Raw genomic sequence first — 19,775 nt, 5'->3', positions numbered from 1 at the left:
AGCGGTTAAACCCTGAAAGCCAGCACGGCCTTGCTCAATTCACTGCCCAGGCTCAGCAGCTGTTCACCTTGCTCGCGTCCTTCACCAATGCGCTGCAGGTTGTCTTCCCCCAGCTCGTGAATTCGTTCGCTGTGGTCGCGAATCTCGCTCACCGCGCCGCTTTGCTGCGCGGTGACATCGGCAATGCGCACCGCGGTATCGGCAATGGTGCGGATTGCGCTGACGATTTCATCCAGTGCGCCGTCGGCGGCCTGGGCCTGGTTGGCGGTGGCCTCGGCGTGTTCAAGCTGCGCACGCATGCCCGCCACCGACCCTCGGGCGGCCTGTTGCAGGCGGTCGATCAGCGCCTGGATCTCCCCGGTGGCGCCGGTGGTGCGCTGGGCCAGCGAACGTACCTCATCGGCCACCACGGCAAAGCCACGGCCCATTTCACCGGCGCGGGCGGCCTCGATGGCGGCGTTGAGCGCCAGCAGGTTGGTTTGCTCGGCAATCGAGCGAATCACCGTCAGCACGCCACCGATGGTGGCCGACTCCTCGGCCAGCTGTTCGATCATGCGCGCGTTGCCCTGTACCTCGTCGACCAGTGCGCGCAACCCGGACAGGCTCTGGCCGATCACCGTCTGCCCTTGCTCCACCGCGCGGCCGGCATCGCGGCTGGCATCGGCGGCGGAACTGGCGTCACCGGCCACTTGCTGAATGGTCGCCTCAAGCTCGCCCAAGGCATCGCGGATCTGCCCGGTGTCGCCGGCCTGGCGTTCGGCGCCGTCGTGCAGGGCCGCGCTCATGCCGGCCAGGGCGTGGCTGCTGCCGGCCACCTGTTCGGCGTTGTGGCGAATGGTGCCGACCAGCTCCACCAAGTACTGGCGCAGGCGGTTCAGCGACTCCTGGATGTCGCGCAGCTCGCGGTTGGTCTTGCCCAGGGCGATGGGCGCGGCGAAGTCGCCTTCGGCCCAGCGCGACAGGGCCGGGACAAGGCCGGTGAGGGTGCGTGCCAGGCGCCGCTGCAAGGTGTCGATCAGCAGGGCGATGAGCAGGATCAGGCCGATCATCAACCCTTGGATGATGCGCACTTCACCGGCGATTTTCGCGTGCTGGCTGCGCACGGCTGGCTCCAGCCCGGCGATGGCCTGTTGCACCGCGGCCAGGCGTTGGTTGGTGCTGGCGGCAAGGGCGGTGCGCCGCTCGATCAGCTCGCGGGTGCGCTGCAGCTCGGCGGGGTAGCGGCCCAGCAGGCTCTGCAGTTCGCGCTTGAGGCCGACGGCGACATCCTCCTGCTGCTCGCTGGCCTGGGTTTGCAGGCCCATCATGGCGGCGAAGTCATCGGCGTTGGATTCGGCGGCGCGGGTCACGCCCAGCAGTGGCAGGGCGTCGATGGCCTGGGCCTGGGTACGAATCAACTGCAGCTCGCGCTCCACTTCATCGGCCAGTTCCGCACGGCCGCTGCTCACCAGTTTGTCGCGGGCAAGCGACAGCCGGCCCAGGTGCACGCTGGCGTCGAACAGCGGCAGCAGGTAGCGGTTGGCCTCGCTGCTGCCGCTGTCGCGGGCATAGCCGGCCAGTTGCTCAAGGTTGGCGCCCAGCTCACGCTCGGCTTGCTGCAGCAGGGCCTGCGGGTCGCCCGCCAGCTTGCCGGCGGCGAGCAGTTCGTTGGCGGTGAAGGCCTGCAGGGTGTCCAGGCTCGGGCGCAACTGGTCGGCAAGCTCAGCCGGCCAGTCGGCCAGGGACGCTTCGAGCTGGGTATTGGCCTCGATGGCGGCCGCATGGCGCAGGGCGTCGCCGCTGCCCAGGTAGGCGCGCACATTGCGCGCGCTCTGGTTCTGGAATTGCTGCGACAGGCCCAGGTAGCGTTCCATCAGTTGATAGGGCCGCTCCAGGGCACGTTGCGACCACCACAGGGTTGCGCCCAGGGCGATGCACACGGTCACCAGCAACAGCGTGTTGAAATTGGTCAGCCACTTCAGGCGCATAGCCGCGAACTTCCTGCGGGGGAGTGGAGAGGTAGGTGCCTGAAGTTATTGCGGTTTTGTGACCGGGTGATGACGACAAGGGACTGGCGCCATAAAAAAGTGGCACTGTGCCTGTACTGGCCCATTCGCGGGGCAAGCCCGCTCCTACAGGCGATTGCATGCCCTTGTAGGAGCGGGCTCGCCCCGCGAAAGGGCCGGCCCAGGCAGCAAAAATCTAGGGCTCGACGCGCACCACGCAATTACGCCCGGCATGCTTGGCCCGGTACAGCGCCTCATCCGCCGTACTGGCCATGCTCAACGCATCCAGCCCTTCCTCCAGTTGCACCACGCCGGCGCTGAAGGTGCACTGCAAGTCCCCCGCCTGCGCCGGGTACAGGATCTCGGCAAAGCGCCGGCGAATTTCGTCCAGCACTTTGTGCGCCGACTCCACCGCCGTGTTGGGCATGACGATGGCGAACTCCTCGCCACCGTAGCGGCCAATGAAATCGCTCTTGCGCAGCCGCTGCTTGAGAAACAGCGCCAGGCTCTTGATTACCCGGTCGCCCATGGGGTGGCCGTGGCGGTCGTTGATTTTCTTGAAATGGTCGATATCGAGCATGGCAAAGCTCAGCGGCTGGCCTTCGCGGCGGGCGCGGAAGCTGCAGTCTTCGAGCAGTTGCAGGATATGGGTGTGGTTGTACAGCCCGGTCAGGCTGTCACGCACCATGCGCGCTTTCAGGTGACGGGCACGGGCGGCGCGGTTGCGCACGGTGGTGATCAGGTGCCGCGAGCGGATCGGCTTGGTCAGGAAGTCGTCGCCGCCTTCGCTCATGGCGTCGAGCTGCTTGTCCAGGTCGTCTTCGGCCGACAGGTAGATGATCGGCACGCTGACGTAGCGGTCGTTGTGGCGGATCACCTTGGCCAGCTCCGGCCCCGAGCAGGCCGGCATGTACAGGTCGAGAATGATCAGGTCGGGCTGGAAGTCGGCCAGCTCGGCCATGGTGCAGATCGGGTCGTTGAGGCTGCGGGTGAGCATGCCGGCACCGCGCAGTACCCGCTCGGTGTGCAGGGCCTGGGTGCGCGAGTCGTCGATAATCAGCACACGCAGCGGTTCCTGTTGCGCGGTGCAGGTGATGCTTTCGAGTTTTTCCAGCAGGCTGGAGGCTTCGAGGGTGCCGGTAAGGAAGGCCTGGCTGCCGGCCCGCACGGCGGCCAGGCGGGTTGGCGTGTCGGCCTCCTGGTGGCTGAAGAACAACAGCGCAATCGGTGTTTCGCGGCCCTGTTGCACCTGCGCGGCCAGCGGCAGGCCGCCACCGGGGCCGTCGAAGTCGACATCCAGGACAATGGCTGCTGGCAACTGCTCGTCCAATGCGGCCAGCAGCGCGCCGCCACTGGGCAGCGGTTGTGCGTTCAGGCCAAAGAACTCCAGTTGCTGGGCCAGGCGCTCGGCGCGCTCGTGGTCGCGCAACAGCAGGTACACCGGCTTGCGCGCAGGCGGTGCCTGCGAGCCCGGCGGATCGCCCCGGCGCCTGCGTGTGCGCGACAGGCGCTGCAACAGCTGTTCGAACTCCTGCTTGAGGCGTTCCTGGCTCGGCTCCGCGGCTTGGGTCATGTCCTGGCTACTTATTAGTGGGCTATGCAGGTTCAATGATGGCTCTATGCTAGCACTGCTTTTTCATGGCGTGCGTGCCCCGGGTCAACAAAAGCTTGTGAACGATTATTCAGTTACTGACTCATTGGTCGCTTATGCGTAAGGCGGTGTCTGCTTTATAGTGCTTTGACGCGGGCTAGCCGTGGCACCCTGGCCCTGGCCTGTGGTCCAAGCCCCTGAACCGTCGTGACTGATTAAGGACAAAGCCATGCTGGACTGGAAAAATCGCGAGGCCAAAGCCGAGCCCCGCGAGCGTGTCGATGGCCGCGGCGCTGCCGCCCGTAGCTACTTTAGCGGCCTGTGGAGCCGTGCCCTGGGAACCCTGATCGGGTTGTACCTGCTGGTGTGCATTGGCCTTGGCTGGTACTGGAGCGAAGAGCCGGCGTTGTTCCCGGTGCAGCAGAACGCCCAGGCCGCCGCCGAGCGCAATGGCCAGCAGATGGTTGTCGGCTACACCACCATCGAAACCCTCAAGACCGTGGCCAGCACCCTGCTGGACAAACCGGGCGGCTACATTTCCAACGACCGCTTCCCACCGGGCCTGTGGATGGACAACATGCCGAGCTGGGAATACGGCGTGCTGGTGCAGGTGCGTGACCTGTCCCGCGCCCTGCGCAAGGACTTCGCCCGCTCGCAGTCGCAGTCCACCGAAGACGCCGACCTGGCCAAGGCCGAGCCGCGTTTCAACTTCGACAACAAAAGCTGGATCCTGCCGTCGAGCGAGTCGGAGTTCGAGGAAGGCATCAAGTCGCTGAGCCGCTACCAGACTCGCCTGGCCGCCGGCGACAAGGGCGCGATCTTCTACACCCGTGCCGACAACCTGAACAACTGGCTGGGTGATGTGGCCACCCGCCTGGGCTCGCTGTCCCAGCGCCTGTCGGCCAGCGTTGGCCGGGTCAAGCTCAACACCAACCTGAAGACCGAGTCGGTGGTTGCCGGCCAGGCGCCGCAGGTGGATGAGGAAGTGGTCGAAACCCCATGGATGCAGATCGACAACGTGTTCTACGAGGCCCGTGGCCAGGCCTGGGCACTGTCGCACCTGCTGCGCGCCATCGAGGTCGACTTCGCCGATGTGCTGGCGAAGAAGAACGCCACGGTCAGCGTGCGGCAGATCATCCGTGAGCTGGAAGCCTCGCAGGAGCCGCTGTGGAGCCCGATGGTGCTCAACGGCAGCGGCTTTGGCATGTGGGCCAACCACTCGCTGGTCATGGCCAACTACATTTCCCGCGCCAACGCCGCGGTGATCGACCTGCGCCAGCTGCTGTCGCAGGGTTGAGCATGGCCATCAGCCCCGACGAGGCCGCCCACCGGGCGGCTTCCGACCGTGAACTGGTCGCCTGGGTGGACGAACACGACCAGCTGCTGGGCGCCTTGCCCAGGGCCGAGCTGCGTGAGCGTGGCCTGATTGGCCGTTGCACGTTCATCCTGCTGTTCAACACTGCCGGGCAATTGTGCGTGCACCGCCGTACCCTGAGCAAGGCGCTGTACCCGGGGTACTGGGATGTGGCGGCAGGCGGCATGGTGACGGCCGGGGAAGGCTATGCCGACTCGGCGGCGCGGGAGCTGGCCGAGGAGCTGGGCATCGAGGGTGTGCAACTGCGCTTTCATGAGCGGTTCTACTTCGACCAGCCAGACAACCACTTGTGGTGCGCGGTGTACTCGGCGGTGTCGGATGCGCCGCTGCGCTTGCAGCCGGAGGAGGTGATGGAGGCGCGGTTTGTCAGCCTTGAGCAGGCCGAAACGGAAAGCCAGACCAAACCCTATTGCCCGGATTCGTTGGCGGCGTTGCAGCGCTACAAGGCCAGCTTGAAGTAATGGCATGGCCGGGCCGGCCCTTGCGCGGGGCAAGCCCGCGCCTACAGCCAGAGGGCCCGTTGGGGCTGCATGAACCCTGTGGCGGCGGGCTTGCCGGCCAAGGGTCGCAAATCATTCGCAAAATGCCGCAATCCTGTACTTAGCAACAGCCTGATTTATCGTTACACTGCGCGCCCTTTTCGGGCTGTCGCGGGACGTTGCGGCAGTAGCGCCGCCCCTGCCAGAGTGGGGCTTCGCGGTCGGTCTCCCTGTGTGAGCTCGACCAGTTTTTGTCCTCAGCACAGAGGATCAAAAGTGGCCAAGAAAGCTTCTTCCTTCTCCGCCCTGGGCGGTCTCGTTTATTCCACCGATGCCGGTCGGCATTGCCCCGACTGTGGCCAGCCGGTGGATGCCTGCACCTGCAAGCAGCAGGTCATTCCCGAAGGCGATGGCATTGCCCGTGTACGCCGTGAAAGCAAAGGCCGTGGCGGCAAGACCGTGACTACCGTCACCGGCGTGCCGTTGCCCCTCGACCAGCTCAAGGAGCTGGCCACCACCCTCAAGCGCCGCTGTGGAACCGGTGGCGCGTTGAAGGACGGTGTCATCGAAATCCAGGGCGACCATGTCGAGCTGCTGATCGGTGAGCTGACCAAACAGGGCTTCAAGGCGAAAAAGTCCGGCGGCTGATGCGCCTGCGCGATTTTTTGCCCAACGCTTTCTAAACTCGTTTCCGTGGCCAGGGTCTACCCCAGGGCACGGACGAATCGTCATTTTCGGCTTTTACACTGCGCCCGCCTCCTTGCGGGGCAGTGTCTTCGACTTATCTATAGGGGACTTGAATGTCCGTACGACGCACACGCAAAGACGATGGTAGCCAATGGACCGTGGCCGACAGCCGCAGTGTTTACGGCATCCGCCATTGGGGCGCTGGTTATTTCGCCATCAATGAAGCCGGGCGCGTCGAAGTGCGCCCCAACGGCCCCGGCAGCGCGCCGATCGACCTGTACGAGCAGGTCGACGAGTTGCGCCAGAGCGGCCTGTCGCTGCCATTGCTGGTACGTTTCCCCGACATCCTGCAAGACCGCGTACGCCAGCTGACCGGCGCTTTCGACGCCAACATCGCGCGGCTTGAATACCAGAGCCAGTACACCGCGCTGTACCCGATCAAGGTCAACCAGCAGGAAGCGGTGGTGGAAAACATCATCGCCACCCAGAACGTCTCCATTGGCCTGGAAGCCGGCTCCAAGCCGGAACTGCTGGCGGTGCTGGCGCTGGCGCCCAAGGGCGGCACCATCGTCTGCAATGGCTACAAGGACCGCGAGTTCATTCGCCTGGCGCTGATGGGCCAGAAGCTTGGCCACAACGTGTTCATCGTCATCGAGAAAGAGTCGGAAGTGGCCCTGGTGATCGAAGAAGCTGCCGAGCTCAAGGTCAAGCCGCAGGTGGGCCTGCGCGTGCGCCTGTCGTCGCTGGCATCGAGCAAGTGGGCCGACACGGGCGGTGAAAAGTCCAAGTTCGGTTTGTCTGCCGCCCAGTTGATCTCGGTGGTGCAGCGCTTCCGCGATGCTGGCCTGGACCAGGGCATTCGCCTGCTGCACTTCCACATGGGCTCGCAGATCGCCAACCTGGCCGACTACCAGCACGGTTTCAAGGAAGCCATTCGCTACTACGGTGAACTGCGTGCGCTGGGCCTGCCGGTGGATCACATCGACGTCGGCGGCGGCCTGGGCGTGGACTACGACGGCACCCACTCGCGCAACGCCAGTTCCATCAACTACGACATGGACGACTATGCCGGCGTGGTGGTGGGCATGCTCAAGGAGTTCTGCGACGCCCAGGGCCTGCCACACCCGCACATCTTCTCGGAAAGCGGCCGTTCGCTGACGGCGCACCACGCCATGCTGGTGATCCAGGTCACCGATGTGGAGAAGCACAACGACGACGTGCCAACCATCGAGAACAAGGAAGCCCTGCCGGAAACCGTGCAATGGCTGGTCGACCTGCTTGGCCCGACCGACATCGAGATGGTGACCGAAACCTACTGGCGCGCCACCCACTACCTGGGCGACGTGGCGGCGCAGTATGCCGATGGCAAGATCAGCCTGGCCGAGAAGGCCCTGGCCGAGCAGTGCTACTTCGCCGTGTGCCGACGCATGCACAATTCGCTGAAGGCCCGCCAGCGTTCGCACCGCCAGGTGCTGGACGAGCTCAACGACAAGCTGGCCGACAAGTACATCTGCAACTTCTCGGTGTTCCAGAGCCTGCCTGACACTTGGGCCATCGGCCAGGTACTGCCGATCATCCCGCTGCACCGCCTGGACGAGGAGCCGATGCGCCGTGCGGTGCTGCAGGACCTGACCTGCGACTCCGACGGCAAGATCAACCAGTACGTCGACGAGCAGAGCATCGAAACCAGCATGCCGGTGCATGCGGTGAACGAGGGTGAGGACTACCTGCTGGGCGTGTTCCTGGTGGGTGCCTACCAGGAAATCCTTGGCGACATGCACAACCTGTTCGGTGACACCGATTCGGTGAACATCTACCAGAACGCCGATGGCAGCGTGTACCACGCCGGTATCGAAACCCACGACACCATCGAGGACATGCTGCGCTATGTGCACTTGTCGCCGGAGGAGTTGATGACTCACTACCGCGACAAGGTGGCCAGCGCCAAGATCAGTGCGCGCGAGCGTACGCAGTTCCTGGATGCCTTGCGCCTGGGGCTGACGCGGTCTTCTTACCTGTCTTCGTGACTGGAGCGCGCCGCTCGTGCGGCGCATCGCGAGCTTTGCTCGCTCCTACGAACAATACGTTCAAGCCCCTGTAGGAGCGAGCATAGCTCGCGATGCGCCACATACGCGGCGCTCATTCACCCAACCCACAACCCTCTCTGCTGCAACCGCCACCCCACCCACCCCAGGGTCACCGCCCGCAGCGCCATGAACCCGAGGAACGCCAACCACAACCCATGGTTGCCGAACCCGCTCATCAGCAGCCCCAATGGCAGCGCGATCACTACCGACAGCAGCATCGCGTTGCGCATCTCCCGCGCCCTTGTCGCACCAATGAACAGCCCGTCGAGCAGGTAGCTCCAGACCGCAATCAACGGCAGCAGCGCCAAGTACGGCAGGTACGGATAGGCCGCTGCGCGCACGCTGGCGATATCGGTCTGCAGGTCGATGAACAGGTGCCCGCCCAGCAGGAACATCCCGGCAAAGCCCAGGCTGGTGAACAACGACCAGCCGCAGGCCACCACCAGCGAGCGGCGCAAGGTGGTTCGGTCGCCTGCGCCGATGGCATGCCCGCACAATGCTTCCACTGCATGCGCCAGGCCGTCCAGGGCATAGGCGGTCAGCAGCAGGCCATTGAGCAGCAGGGCGTTGGCCGCCACCGTGGCTTCGCCCAGGCGTGCGCCCTGCACGGTGATCAGCAAGAACACTACCTGCAGCGCCAGGCTGCGCAGGAAGATGTCGCGGTTCACCGCCAGCAAGGGCAGCCATGCCTGCCAGCGCTTCAGCGCAGCCCAGGCGACCTGCCCGGGGTAGGCACGCAGGGCCGGGCGGGTGAGGGCCAGCCCAAGCAGGGCGGCGCTCCACTCGGCAATCACCGAGGCCCGGGCCGAGCCCAGCACGCCCCAGTTCAGGCCCAGCACGAACCACAGGTTCAGGGCGATGTTCAGCAGGTTGGTGGTCAGCAGGATCGCCAAGGGCGCCCGGGCATTCTGTGTGCCGAGGAACCAGCCCACCAGGGCGTAGCTGGCCAGCGCGGCCGGCAGGCCGAGCAGGCGGGTGTGGAAGAAGTCCTGGGTGGATTGCTGCAACGCCGCGCTCGGTTGCATCGCGTGCAGTGCCAACTGGCTGAAGGGCAGCGCCAGCACGCCGATCAACAGCGCGAAGGCCACCGCCAGCAGCAGCCCCTGCACCAGCACCTGGCGCAGGGCGGCACCGTCGGCGCGCCCGGCGGCCTGGGCGGCGAAACCGGTGGAGCCCATGCGCAGGAAACCCATCAGGCCGACCATGAAGGTGAACAGCGTGGCGCCCACGGCCACCGCGCCGAGTTGGTGGGCGTGGGGCAGGTGGCCGATCACGGTGCTGTCGACCAGCGCCACCAGCGGCACCGAGATGTTGGAGAGGATCATCGGCGCCGCCAGTGCCCAGACCTTGCGGTGGGTGGGGCGGTGTTGCCAGTCGGTGGACAGTTGAGACATCGGGGTTCCTGAGGTTGAGGGTCCCTTTGCGCCCCTTCGCGGGGCAAGCCCGCTCCTACAGGATAGCGTTGCCTTGATGGCCGGCGCTGTACCTGTAGGAGCGGGCATGCCCCGCGAAGGGACGCGAAGCGGCCCCAATATTCGACCCGGCGCATTGTAACGGCCAGGCAACCAATCCGCGCGAACCTGGTCTGAGCAGGCTATAGTTGCTGCCCTCACGTACACGCTGCCGAAGAGTTCCCACTCCATGTTCAACAAAGGATTGTTGCTGGCCTGCGCGCTGGCCCTGCTCAGTGCCTGTGATTCCTCGACCCCGGGCAAGCCCGTCCCCGCTGAAAAGCCCGCCGCCAGTGCCCCGGCCGAGGCGCCGGCGCCCAAGCGTGAAGACCCGGCGGTCCTCGCCAAACGCTACGAGGGCCGCGAACTCAGCGTGCTGGATGTCTCGGAAGTGCAACTCGACGGCGCCAGCACCCTGTCGATCAGCTTCTCCGTGCCACTGGACGCCAAGCAGGATTTCGCCGCCAAGGTGCACCTGGTCGACACCGTGAAGGGCAAGCTCGATGGTGCCTGGGAGCTTTCCGATAACCAGATGGAACTGCGCCTGCGCCACCTGGAGCCGAAGCGCAAGCTGGTGCTCACCGTCGACAAGGGCCTGCTGGCCGTCAATGGCAAGCAGCTCGACAGGGAGTCGGTGAGCCGCCTGGAAACCCGCGACATGCAGCCCACCGTCGGCTTCGCCAGCCGCGGTTCGCTGCTGCCCACGCGCCTGGCCGAAGGCCTGCCGGTGATCGCGCTGAACGTGCCCAAGGTCGATGTCGAGTTCTTCCGGGTCAAGCCCGAGATGTTGTCGACCTTCCTCGCCAGCTGGGGGCGCAACAGCAGCCTGTACTACTACCAGTCCAAGGATACCCTGGACATGGCCGAGCTGGTCTACAGCGGCCGCTTCGACCTCAACCCGGCGCGCAACACCCGTGAAACCGTGCTGCTGCCGATCGCCGGGATCAAGCCGCTGCAGGAACCTGGCGTGTACCTGGCGGTGATGCGGGCCTCGGGCACCTACGACTATTCGCAACCGGCCACGCTGTTCACCCTCAGCGACATTGGCGTGTCCGCCCACCGTTATCGCGACCGCCTGGACGTGTTCGCCCAGGCCCTGGAAGGCGGCAAGGCGCTCAAGGACGTCAACCTTGAGCTGCACGACGACAAAGGCAAGCTGCTGGCCCAGGCCAAGACCGACGGCGCCGGCCACGCCCAACTGCCGATCACCGCCAAGGCCGACACCCTGATCGCGACCCAGGGCGTGCATACCACGCTGTTGCGCCTGAACACCGCCGCCCTGGACCTGGCCGAATTCGATATCACCGGGCCCCAGGCCAACCCGCTGCAGTTCTTTATTTTCGGCCCCCGCGACCTGTATCGCCCGGGCGAAACCGTGCTGCTCAACGGCCTGCTGCGCGACCAGGATGGCAAGCCGGTGAAGGCCCAGCCGGTCAGCGTGGAAGTGCGCCGCCCCGACGAACAGGTCAGCCGCAAGTTCGTTTGGGAGGCCGATGCCAACGGCCTCTACCAGTACCAGCTGCAACTGGCAGGCGAGGCCCCGACCGGCCGTTGGCAATTGCTGCTCGACCTGGGTGGCGGGCGCAAGCAGGTGTATGAATTCCTCGTCGAGGATTTCCTGCCCGAGCGCCTGGCGCTGGAACTCAAAGGCAGCGACACGCCCCTGGCACCGGACGAAGATGCGCAGATCCAGGTCAATGGCCGCTACCTCTACGGTGCGCCGGCGGCGGGCAACCGCCTGAGCGGCCAGGCCTACGTGCGCCCGTTGCGCGAAGCGGTGCCGGCCCTGCCGGGCTACCAGTTCGGTTCGGTCACCGAGGGTGAGCTGAACCAGGACCTGGAGCTGGACGAAGTTACCCTCGACCAGGCCGGCAAGGCCGTGGTCGATATCGAAAGCCGTTGGGCCGAAGCCCGTTCGCCACTGCAACTGACCGTGCAGGCCAGCTTGCAGGAGTCAGGCGGCCGGCCGATTACCCGCCGCCTGGAGCAGCCGATCTGGCCGGCCGAACGCCTGCCGGGCCTGCGCGGCCTGTTCGACGGCGAGGAAACCAACAGCGACGGCCCGGTGGAGTTTGAGTTCCTGGTCGCCGACCGTGAAGGCCACAAGCTGGCCGCCAACGACCTCAAGGTGCGGCTGATCCGCGAACGCCGCGATTACTACTGGAACTACTCGCAAAGCGACGGCTGGAGCTACAACTACAACGAGAAGTTCCTGACCCAAAGCGAGGAAACCGTCAACGTCAAGGCGGGCTCCACCGCCAAACTCAGCTTCCAGGTGGAGTGGGGGCCATACCGCGTCGAGGTCGAAGACCCTGAAACCGGCCTGGTGTCCAGCGAGCGCTTCTGGGCAGGCTACCGCGCCCAGGACAACGCCGAGGGCGGCGCCGTGCGCCCGGACCAGGTGAAGCTGGCGCTGGACAAACCCGCCTACGCCGATGGCGCCACCGCCAAGGTCACCGTGACCCCGCCGGCGGCAGGCAGCGGCTACCTGATGATCGAATCCAGTGACGGCCCGCTGTGGTGGCAGGAAATCGAGGTGCCCGCCGAGGGCAAAACCTTCGACGTGCAGTTGGACAAGCAGTGGGCCCGCCACGACCTGTACATCAGCGCCCTGGTGATTCGCCCCGGCGAGCGCAAGGCCAACGCCACGCCCAAGCGCGCCGTGGGCGTGCTGCACCTGCCGCTGGCACGTGCCGAGCGCAAGCTGGCGGTAAGCCTGCAGGCACCTGAAAAGATGCGCCCCAAACAGCCGTTGACGGTGAAGATCAAGGCCGCCAATGCCGATGGCAGCGTGCCCAAGCAGGTGCATGTGCTGTTGTCCGCCGTGGACGTGGGCATCCTCAATATCACCGACTTCAAGACCCCCGACCCGTTCGCCAGCCTGTTCGGCCGCAAGGCCTATGGCGCCGACCAGCTGGACATCTACGGGCAACTGATCGAAGCCGGCCAGGGCCGCCTGGCCAGCCTGGCGTTCGGCGGTGACGCGGCGATGACCAAGGGTGGCAAGCGGCCAAACACTACCGTGACCATCGTTGCCCAGCAGAGCCTGCCGGTGACCTTGAACGACCAGGGTGAAGGCGAGGCGACCGTCGACATTCCCGACTTCAATGGCGAGCTGCGGCTGATGGCCCAGGCCTGGACCGACGAGCACTTCGGCATGGCCGAGGGCAAGACGGTGGTGGCCGCGCCGCTGATCGCCGAGTTGTCGGCGCCGCGCTTCCTGGCCGGCGGCGACCGCACCAGCCTGGCGCTGGACCTGGCCAACCTGTCGGGCCGCGCCCAGCAACTGACCGTGGACATCACCACCGAGGGCCAACTGAGCCTGACGGCCAGTGCCCAGCAAGCGGTGAGCCTGGCCGAGGGCCAGCGCAGCACCCTGATGATTCCAGTGCAGGCCCAGGGCGGCCTGGGCCAGGGCAAGGTGCATGTGCGGGTCAATGGCCTGCAGTTGCCGGGTGAGCCTGGCAACAGCTTCGAGCGTGAATGGACCCTGGGTGTGCGCCCGGCTTACCCTGCGCTGCTCAAGCATTACCGCGTGGCCCTCAAGGACCAGCCGTGGACCTTGCCGGAAAGCGACCTGGCCGCCTTCGAACCAGCGGGCCTGGAGGCGAGCCTGGCGCTGTCGAGCCGGCCGCCGCTGAACCTGGCCGAGCAGATCCGCGCCCTGGCGGCCTACCCCTACGGTTGCCTGGAGCAGACCACCAGTGGCCTGTACCCCTCGCTGTATGCCGATGCCGACAGCCTCAAGCGCCTGGGCATCAAGGGTGAGCCGGCCGAGGTGCGCAAGCGCAAGATCGAGATGGGCATCGAGCACCTGCTGGGCATGCAGCGCTACAACGGCAGCTTTGGCCTGTGGAGCTCGGACAGTGAAGAGGAATATTGGCTGACCGCCTACGTCACCGACTTCCTCCTGCGTGCCCGCGAGCAGGGCTATGGCGTGCCGGCCGAGGCCTTGAAGAAGGCCAACGAGCGCCTGCTGCGCTACCTGCAGGAGCGCAACCTGATCGAAGTCGACTACAGCCAGAACGCCGAGCACACCCGCTTTGCCGTGCAGGCGTACGCGGCACTGGTGTTGTCGCGCAGCCAGCAGGCCCCGTTGGCCGCCCTGCGCAGCCTGTTCGAGCGCCGCGCCGATGCCCGTTCCGGTCTGCCGCTGGTGCAACTGGCGGTGGCGCTGGATGCCATGGGCGACAAGCCACGGGCCGAACAGGCGCTGCAGGCGGGCCTGGGCATCAGCCGCAGCAAGGGTTGGATGGCCGACTACGGCAGCAGCCTGCGCGACCAGGCGCTAATCCTGGCACTGCTGCAGGAAAGCAAACTGGCCAGCAACCAGGTTGACCAGCGCCTGTTCGCCCTGTCGGACGAGCTGGCGGCCAACCGCTGGCTGTCGACCCAGGAGCGCAATGCCCTGTTCCTGGCTGGCCGTGGCCTGCTGGGCAAACCGGAAGCGCCGTGGAAGGCGCGCCTGGACAGCGCCGGTGAGGTGCGCGAGTTCAACAATGCAGACGCGGGCATGAAGCTCGAAGGGCCATTGCTGGCATCGCCGCTGAGCGTGCAGAACGAAGGCAGCGACACCCTTTACCAGCAGCTGACCCTTTCGGGTTACCCGCGCCAGGCGCCGGCTGCCGGTGGCAACGGCATGGAGATTCGCCGTGACTACCTGGGCATGAACGGCGAGCCGCTGGACCTGCACAACCTGCGCAGTGGCGACCTGGTGCTGGTGCACCTGGCGCTCAAGGCCAGCGACCGGGTGCCGGACGCCCTGGTGGTCGACCTGCTGCCGGCGGGCCTTGAGCTGGAAAACCAGAACCTGGCGCAAAGCGCCGCCAGCCTGGACAACGCCAGCAGCGTGGTGAAGCAGTGGCGCGAGTCGATGCAGAACGCCAGCGTCGTGCACCAGGAGTACCGTGACGACCGCTACGTGGCGGCGCTCAAGCTCAACGGCTATGGCACCACGCACCTGCTGTACCTGGCACGGGCGGTGACCCCAGGCACCTACCGCGTGCCGCCACCGCAGGTGGAGTCGATGTACCGGCCGAACCTGCAGGCGGTGGGGGATGGGCAGGGGGAGATGACCGTCAAGGCCAGATAGGCCTGTAGGAGCGGGCTTGACCCGCGAAGAGGCTGCGCGGTGCATGGCACCGGCTGCGCCGGTGTTCGCGGGGCAAGCCCGCTCCTACAGAGGCGATGTCCCTACGTGATCGCCTACAAAAAATAGCCAGGGCAATGTCAGTGCATCACCCAGCTCATCACCCACAGCCCCAGCACCAGCCAGATGATCCCCAGGATGATCGAGGCGCGCATGAACGCGCGGATGGCCGAGTACAGCAGCATCAGGCCAACGATCAGCGCCAAGATGCTGACCAGCGAGGTATCCATGCCCAGCGTGCGCGCCAGGCCATCGATGAAATTACCCCCGGCGTTGGCCAGCAGGTTGAACAGGCCGCTCAAGGCGTCGACGATAAAGCGGATCAACGACCCCAGTGCCTGGCCTAGCCATTCGAAAAAACCTTCTACATGCATAGTTGCTTCCTGATGAACGATTCGGCGAATGTGCCGTTCCCAAGCCTTTGGCCATCACCTGGCCAGGTCGGTTCCCGATGCCAAGCTTAGCCCGGCCACGCACCCGCGCGGGGAGGGTTGTGCGCGGCATTGCGATTGGTCTGCTGCTGATGTGCGGCCTCGCCTGGCTGGCTGATCGCCTGTGGCCATTACCCATGCCTGCCGATGACCTGGCGCGGGTGGTGCTCGCCGAAGACGGCACGCCGCTGTGGCGTTTCGCCGATGCCGACGGCGTCTGGCGCTACCCGGTCAGCCCGCAAGACGTATCGCCGTTGTACCTGCAGGCCCTGCTGACCTACGAAGACCGCTGGTTCTACCACCACCTGGGGGTCAACCCGCTGGCACTGGTGCGCGCTGCCTGGCTCAACCTGCGCGGTGGGCGTGTGGTGTCCGGGGGCAGCACCCTGTCGATGCAGGTGGCGCGCCTGCTCGACCCGCACGACCGCACCTTGGCCGGCAAATTGCGCCAACTGTGGCGTACCGCGCAGCTGGAATGGCACCTGTCCAAGGGCGAAATCCTGCAAATCTACCTGGACCGCGCGCCCTTCGGCGGCACCTTGCAAGGTGTAGCGGCGGCCAGCTGGGCCTACCTGGGCAAGTCCCCCCAGCACCTCACGCCGGCCGAGGCGGCGCTGCTGGCGGTGCTGCCGCAGGCCCCCAGCCGGCTGCGCCCGGACCGCCACCCCGAGCGCGCCCAGCGTGCCCGCGACAAGGTGCTGCAGCGCCTGGCCGAATACCAGGTGTGGCCGGCCGGGCAGATTCAGGAGGCCATGGAAGAGCCGCTGCTGCTTGCCCCGCGCCAGGAACCGGCGCTGGCGCCATTGCTGGCGCGCCGCCTGAACACCCCGGGCAGCCCGCCACTGATCCGTACCACCCTCGATGCGGCGTTGCAGCGGCGCCTGGAAGACCTGCTGCTGGGCTGGCGCGCACGCTTGCCGGAACGCACCTCGGCGGCGATCCTGGTGGTCGATGCGCAAACCATGGCCACGCGGGCTTACCTGGGCTCGATCGACCTGGCCGATGAGCGCCGTTTCGGCCATGTCGACATGGTGCGCTCGCTGCGCTCCCCTGGCTCGACGCTCAAGCCCTTCCTCTACGGCCTGGCCATGGATGACGGGCTGATCCATTCCGAGTCGCTGCTGCAGGATGTGCCGCGGCGTTACGGCGATTACCGCCCCGGCAATTTCTCCATGGGTTTCAGCGGCCCGGTGTCGGCCAGCTCGGCGTTGGCCTTGTCGCTCAACCTGCCGGCCGTGCAGCTGCTCGAAGCCTACGGTCCCAAGCGTTTCGCCGCGCAGCTGCGCATGGCCGGCGTGCCGCTGGCGTTGCCGCCCCTGGCCGAGCCCAACCTGTCACTGATTCTGGGCGGCGCCGGTAGCCGCCTGGAAGACCTGGTCGGCGGCTATGCGGCCCTGGCCCGTGGCGGCAACAGCGCGCAAGTGCGCCTGCAGCCGCAAGACCCGCTGCTGGAGCGGCGGCTGATGTCGCCGGGGGCGGCCTGGATCATCCGCCGTATCCTCAGCGGCCAGGCCCGCCCTGACCGCGACCCCCACGCCGAGCTGGTGCAGCGCCCTCAGTTGGCCTGGAAAACCGGCACCAGCTATGGCTTTCGCGATGCCTGGTCGATCGGCGTGGGGCCGCGCTACCTGATCGGCGTATGGATCGGCCGCCCCGATGGCACGCCAGTGCCCGGCCAGTTTGGCCTGGCTTCGGCGGCGCCGCTGATGCTGCAGGTGCATGACCTGCTCAGCAACCGCGACAGCCAGCGCGGCATTCGCCCGCCGGTCGAGCAAGTACCCGGCAGCGTCGGCGTGGCGGCGATCTGCTGGCCACTGGGCCAGCCGATGAACCGGCAAGACCCGAACTGCCGGCGCCTGCGCTTTGCCTGGACCCTTGAGCGCACTACTCCACCCACGCTGATGGCGGCGGACCAGCCGCTGGGGCTGGGCTTGCGCGAAAGTATCTGGGTCAACGCCCAGGGGTTGCGTGTCGATGGCAGCTGCCCAGGCGCCACGGCGCGTGAGGTGGCGTTGTGGCCGGCGCCGCTGGAGCCTTGGCTGGCGCGGGTGGAGCGGCGAGCGGCGCGGTTGCCCCCAGTCGACCCTGCGTGCCCGCCGCAGGTAGCGGCCAGCGCGCCACCGTTGTCCATCGTCGGGGTGCGTGGCGGCGACAACCTGCGCCGCCCGGCCACCAGCCGTGAGCCCCTGCAACTGCACGTTTCAGCCCTGGGAGGCGACGGGCGGCGCTGGTGGTTCCTCAATGGCCAGCCGCTGGGTGAAACCCAGGGCCAGGACAGCCTGCTGGTGCGCTTCGACCAGGCCGGGCAGGTGGAGCTCAGTGCGCTGGACGAAAGTGGCGAAACCGCGAGGGTGACCTTTCAGGTCAGCGACTGACCGCCGCGGTTTGCCACTGGCCTCAGTGGGTGGTGAAACGCTGGTGAACTGGGGAGGAGCTGGGCGTCAGCGCCAGGGCCAGTTGGGTACGGTTGTGCATGTGGGTCAGGCGTAGCACCTGCGAAACGTAGAGTTTCACGGTGTTTTCGGTGATCCCCAGCTCGCAGGCGATCTGGTAGTTGGTTTTGCCCTTGCTGACCAGGCGCGCCACTTCCAGTTGCCGTGGCGACAGCTTTTCGAAGGCTGAAGGCAGCTCGCCATCCACTTCCTCGACGTCGCCGGCGCGGCGATGCACGCCCTGGCCACGGGCTTTCTCCAGGTCCTGGTAAAGCTCATCGATGGAACCAGCCAAGTCTTGCAGGCGCTGGTTGAGGGTGCCCAGGTCGTGCAGGTCGGCCTGGCGTTCGAGCAGCACTTTTTCCCGGCGGCGCAGGCCTTCGAGCAGTTCTTCGAGGTCCATGGGCTTTTGGTAGTAGTCGGCGAACCCGGCTCGCAGGGCGCGGATGACGTCGTGCTTTTCGGCGCGGCCGGTGAGCATGATTGCTTCGAACATGCGCTGGCGGCCGGAGAGGTCTTTCAATGCATTCATCAGCTCGATGCCGTCACGCTCAGGCATGTGCAAGTCGCACAACACCAGGCCGATGGCTTCGTCTGCCACGTAGCGCTCGATGGCTTCCTGGGTGGAATGCGCCGCGACGCAGGGGTGGCCCTGGCTTTGCAGATACTCACACAACTGTTCGACGATCAGTGGCTGGTCGTCGACCACCAGAACCTTCACCTCACTCAATGACTTGTTCACGATCAACTCCCTGTCGGTAGGTGGCCCTGCTCCCGGGCCAGACGCTCTGGCAGCTTAAAAGTAGACGCTGCTGGCGATTCTGCACATGGCATGTACAAGGTATCGGACCACAGGCCTGTTTATTGGATCCATACGGCGGTCAGCAGAAAGCCCGCCAGCACATAGGGAACGAAGGCCTGTTTGTCGCCCATTTCCTCCGTCAGCGCCTGCAAGCGTTTCTTCACCTTGGGGTTGAGCAGGGTCCACAGCCGCCTGCGGGTCAGCAGCCAGAGCAACACGCTGACCCCGGCGCCGATGAACGTGCCCAGCACATACTGCGGGCTGGTGGCCAGGGCCAGGGCGCCCATCAGCTTGACGTCGTCGGCGCCGAAGCGGCCGAGCATGTAGCCGGGCAAGGTCAGCAGCATGACGATGGCCAGCGCCCAGCCGGCATCGCTGGCGTCGGCGCCGATCCAGCTGTGGCCTGTGGCGAACAGCCAAACCAAGGCACCGGTGGCGAAGCCCAGGGTCAGCACGTTGGCAATCTGCCGCTCACGGATATCTTGTTCGGTGCACAAGGCAAGCCACATCAGGAGAACAATGCTTTGCATTGGCAGGTCGCCTTCCCTATTCGTTGAACACTTACCCGCTCAGTCAGGTTTAGTAATCAGGGTAGACGCGATCTGACGAACGGGCATGAAAGGAAGGGAAAAAGTCGGGGCCGCTCTGCGGCCCATCGCAGGCAAGCCAGCTCCCACACCTGTAGGCGCTGGCTTGCCTGCGATGGGCTGCGAAGCAGCCCCCATTGCCGGTTACTTGGCCCGCCCTGGCGGGTAGTTGCCCAACACCTGGGCCACGGTTTTCTGAATCGCGCTGTTGCGCTCCTCGGGGCTTGGCGGGTAGTTGTTCATGATCTGTTCGGCACTGCCGCGCCACACCAGCTTGCCGTCGCGGCCGTCGAACAGGTCAACCTGAATGGTCGCCACCTTGTAGTCGACACTGCGGGTTTCGTTGTACATCGGCCCACCCCAGTAACCGTTCCAGTAGCCGCCCCAGCCGCCACCGTAGTTGGTGGTGATCTGCTGCTGGCGCTGCTCGACGATCAGGTAGGCGCGTACCTTCAGGTCGGGCCGGGCACTGCCCTGGGCGGGGCGCAGGCCGCGTTGGTCGAGCTCGCTGGCCACGGCCTGGCGAATGCGCTGTTCGGTCAGGTCGCTCTTGATGCGTGGGTCATCCGGGCGGTACTGCAGGCCCGGCTCCTGCCAGGCCCAGCTGCGATAGCCGGCGAAATCGCGGCTGGCATCGAAGTCTTGCTGAACGTTGTTGCTTGAACAGGCCGCAATCAACAGCGCAAACGACAGTAGAACGAGGCGGCGCAACATGATGG

13 protein-coding genes are annotated in these 19,775 nt (G+C 65.9%); 6 read left to right on the top strand and 7 right to left on the bottom strand.

Annotation, left to right across the window (positions count from 1 at the left end; genetic code table 11):
• Positions 1–5 precede the first annotated feature (5 nt).
• Both F3J44_RS02775 and F3J44_RS02770 read right to left on the bottom strand, forming a co-directional pair.
• Complete coding sequence (locus F3J44_RS02775; protein ID WP_167069397.1) at positions 6–1,967, bottom strand: methyl-accepting chemotaxis protein; 1,962 nt, start codon at positions 1,965–1,967, stop codon at positions 6–8.
• A 214-nt stretch (positions 1,968–2,181) separates the two neighbouring features.
• Positions 2,182–3,558: a diguanylate cyclase gene (locus F3J44_RS02770; RefSeq protein WP_167270544.1), complete on the bottom strand. Its 1,377-nt coding sequence runs from the start codon at positions 3,556–3,558 to the stop codon at positions 2,182–2,184.
• A gap of 247 nt (positions 3,559–3,805) precedes the next feature.
• Here F3J44_RS02770 and F3J44_RS02765 point away from each other — a divergent pair, with 247 nt between their 5' ends.
• From F3J44_RS02765 to speA, 4 genes are all read left to right on the top strand, one after another.
• Entirely contained in the window at positions 3,806–4,873 is a 1,068-nt protein-coding gene (locus F3J44_RS02765; RefSeq protein ID WP_167069401.1) for a DUF2333 family protein, read from the top strand.
• A gap of 2 nt (positions 4,874–4,875) precedes the next feature.
• Complete coding sequence (locus F3J44_RS02760; protein ID WP_167270541.1) at positions 4,876–5,412, top strand: NUDIX hydrolase; 537 nt, start codon at positions 4,876–4,878, stop codon at positions 5,410–5,412.
• A 294-nt stretch (positions 5,413–5,706) separates the two neighbouring features.
• Complete coding sequence (locus F3J44_RS30190) at positions 5,707–6,078, top strand: translation initiation factor Sui1 (RefSeq protein WP_167069406.1); 372 nt, start codon at positions 5,707–5,709, stop codon at positions 6,076–6,078.
• A gap of 152 nt (positions 6,079–6,230) precedes the next feature.
• Complete coding sequence (speA, locus tag F3J44_RS02750) at positions 6,231–8,144, top strand: arginine decarboxylase (RefSeq protein WP_167069408.1); 1,914 nt, start codon at positions 6,231–6,233, stop codon at positions 8,142–8,144.
• Between the two features lie 116 nt (positions 8,145–8,260).
• On the opposite strand, the gene F3J44_RS02745 is transcribed toward speA, so the two are convergent.
• On the bottom strand, positions 8,261–9,598 hold the full coding sequence (locus F3J44_RS02745; protein WP_167270539.1) for an MATE family efflux transporter: 1,338 nt from the start codon (positions 9,596–9,598) through the stop codon (positions 8,261–8,263).
• 247 nt (positions 9,599–9,845) lie between these two features.
• Here F3J44_RS02745 and F3J44_RS02740 point away from each other — a divergent pair, with 247 nt between their 5' ends.
• Positions 9,846–14,747, top strand: a complete 4,902-nt coding sequence (locus F3J44_RS02740; protein WP_167270537.1) for an alpha-2-macroglobulin — start codon at positions 9,846–9,848, stop codon at positions 14,745–14,747.
• Positions 14,748–14,884: 137 nt separating this feature from the next.
• Here the strand turns inward: F3J44_RS02740 and F3J44_RS02735 are convergent, their stop codons facing one another.
• Positions 14,885–15,178, bottom strand: coding sequence for a hypothetical protein (locus F3J44_RS02735; RefSeq protein WP_167069414.1), 294 nt, complete (start codon positions 15,176–15,178; stop codon positions 14,885–14,887).
• A gap of 77 nt (positions 15,179–15,255) precedes the next feature.
• Between F3J44_RS02735 and pbpC the strand changes: the two genes are divergently transcribed.
• The gene (gene pbpC / locus F3J44_RS02730) at positions 15,256–17,610 is read left to right on the top strand and encodes a peptidoglycan glycosyltransferase PbpC (protein ID WP_167270535.1); all 2,355 of its coding nucleotides are present in this window, start codon (positions 15,256–15,258) and stop codon (positions 17,608–17,610) included.
• A gap of 22 nt (positions 17,611–17,632) precedes the next feature.
• Here pbpC and F3J44_RS02725 read toward each other — a convergent pair whose 3' ends face one another.
• From F3J44_RS02725 to F3J44_RS02715, 3 genes are all read right to left on the bottom strand, one after another.
• Complete coding sequence (locus tag F3J44_RS02725; protein WP_167069416.1) at positions 17,633–18,409, bottom strand: response regulator transcription factor; 777 nt, start codon at positions 18,407–18,409, stop codon at positions 17,633–17,635.
• Between the two features lie 119 nt (positions 18,410–18,528).
• Positions 18,529–18,999 (bottom strand): A24 family peptidase, encoded by a 471-nt coding sequence (locus F3J44_RS02720; RefSeq protein ID WP_167270533.1) that lies wholly within the window; start codon positions 18,997–18,999, stop codon positions 18,529–18,531.
• Positions 19,000–19,200: 201 nt separating this feature from the next.
• Complete coding sequence (locus F3J44_RS02715; protein WP_167069420.1) at positions 19,201–19,770, bottom strand: DUF4136 domain-containing protein; 570 nt, start codon at positions 19,768–19,770, stop codon at positions 19,201–19,203.
• Positions 19,771–19,775 lie beyond the last annotated feature (5 nt).

Source organism: Pantoea sp. Tr-811, from assembly GCF_011752535.1.
Classification (GTDB): domain Bacteria; phylum Pseudomonadota; class Gammaproteobacteria; order Pseudomonadales; family Pseudomonadaceae; genus Aquipseudomonas.
This window is presented reverse-complemented; position numbering and strand designations above follow the sequence as displayed.

What these genes read in the sequence shown, in the direction of transcription:
- F3J44_RS02765 (WP_167069401.1), top strand. Translation starts at nt 3,806, where the DNA reads ATGCTGGACTGGAAAAATCGCGAGGCCAAAGCCGAGCCCCGCGAGCGT.
- F3J44_RS02735 (WP_167069414.1), bottom strand. Translation starts at nt 15,178, where the DNA reads ATGCATGTAGAAGGTTTTTTCGAATGGCTAGGCCAGGCACTGGGGTCG.
- F3J44_RS02775 (WP_167069397.1), bottom strand. Translation starts at nt 1,967, where the DNA reads ATGCGCCTGAAGTGGCTGACCAATTTCAACACGCTGTTGCTGGTGACC.
- F3J44_RS02715 (WP_167069420.1), bottom strand. Translation starts at nt 19,770, where the DNA reads ATGTTGCGCCGCCTCGTTCTACTGTCGTTTGCGCTGTTGATTGCGGCC.
- F3J44_RS02770 (WP_167270544.1), bottom strand. Translation starts at nt 3,558, where the DNA reads ATGACCCAAGCCGCGGAGCCGAGCCAGGAACGCCTCAAGCAGGAGTTC.
- F3J44_RS02720 (WP_167270533.1), bottom strand. Translation starts at nt 18,999, where the DNA reads ATGCAAAGCATTGTTCTCCTGATGTGGCTTGCCTTGTGCACCGAACAA.
- F3J44_RS02745 (WP_167270539.1), bottom strand. Translation starts at nt 9,598, where the DNA reads ATGTCTCAACTGTCCACCGACTGGCAACACCGCCCCACCCACCGCAAG.
- speA (WP_167069408.1), top strand. Translation starts at nt 6,231, where the DNA reads ATGTCCGTACGACGCACACGCAAAGACGATGGTAGCCAATGGACCGTG.
- pbpC (WP_167270535.1), top strand. Translation starts at nt 15,256, where the DNA reads ATGCCAAGCTTAGCCCGGCCACGCACCCGCGCGGGGAGGGTTGTGCGC.
- F3J44_RS02760 (WP_167270541.1), top strand. Translation starts at nt 4,876, where the DNA reads ATGGCCATCAGCCCCGACGAGGCCGCCCACCGGGCGGCTTCCGACCGT.
- F3J44_RS02740 (WP_167270537.1), top strand. Translation starts at nt 9,846, where the DNA reads ATGTTCAACAAAGGATTGTTGCTGGCCTGCGCGCTGGCCCTGCTCAGT.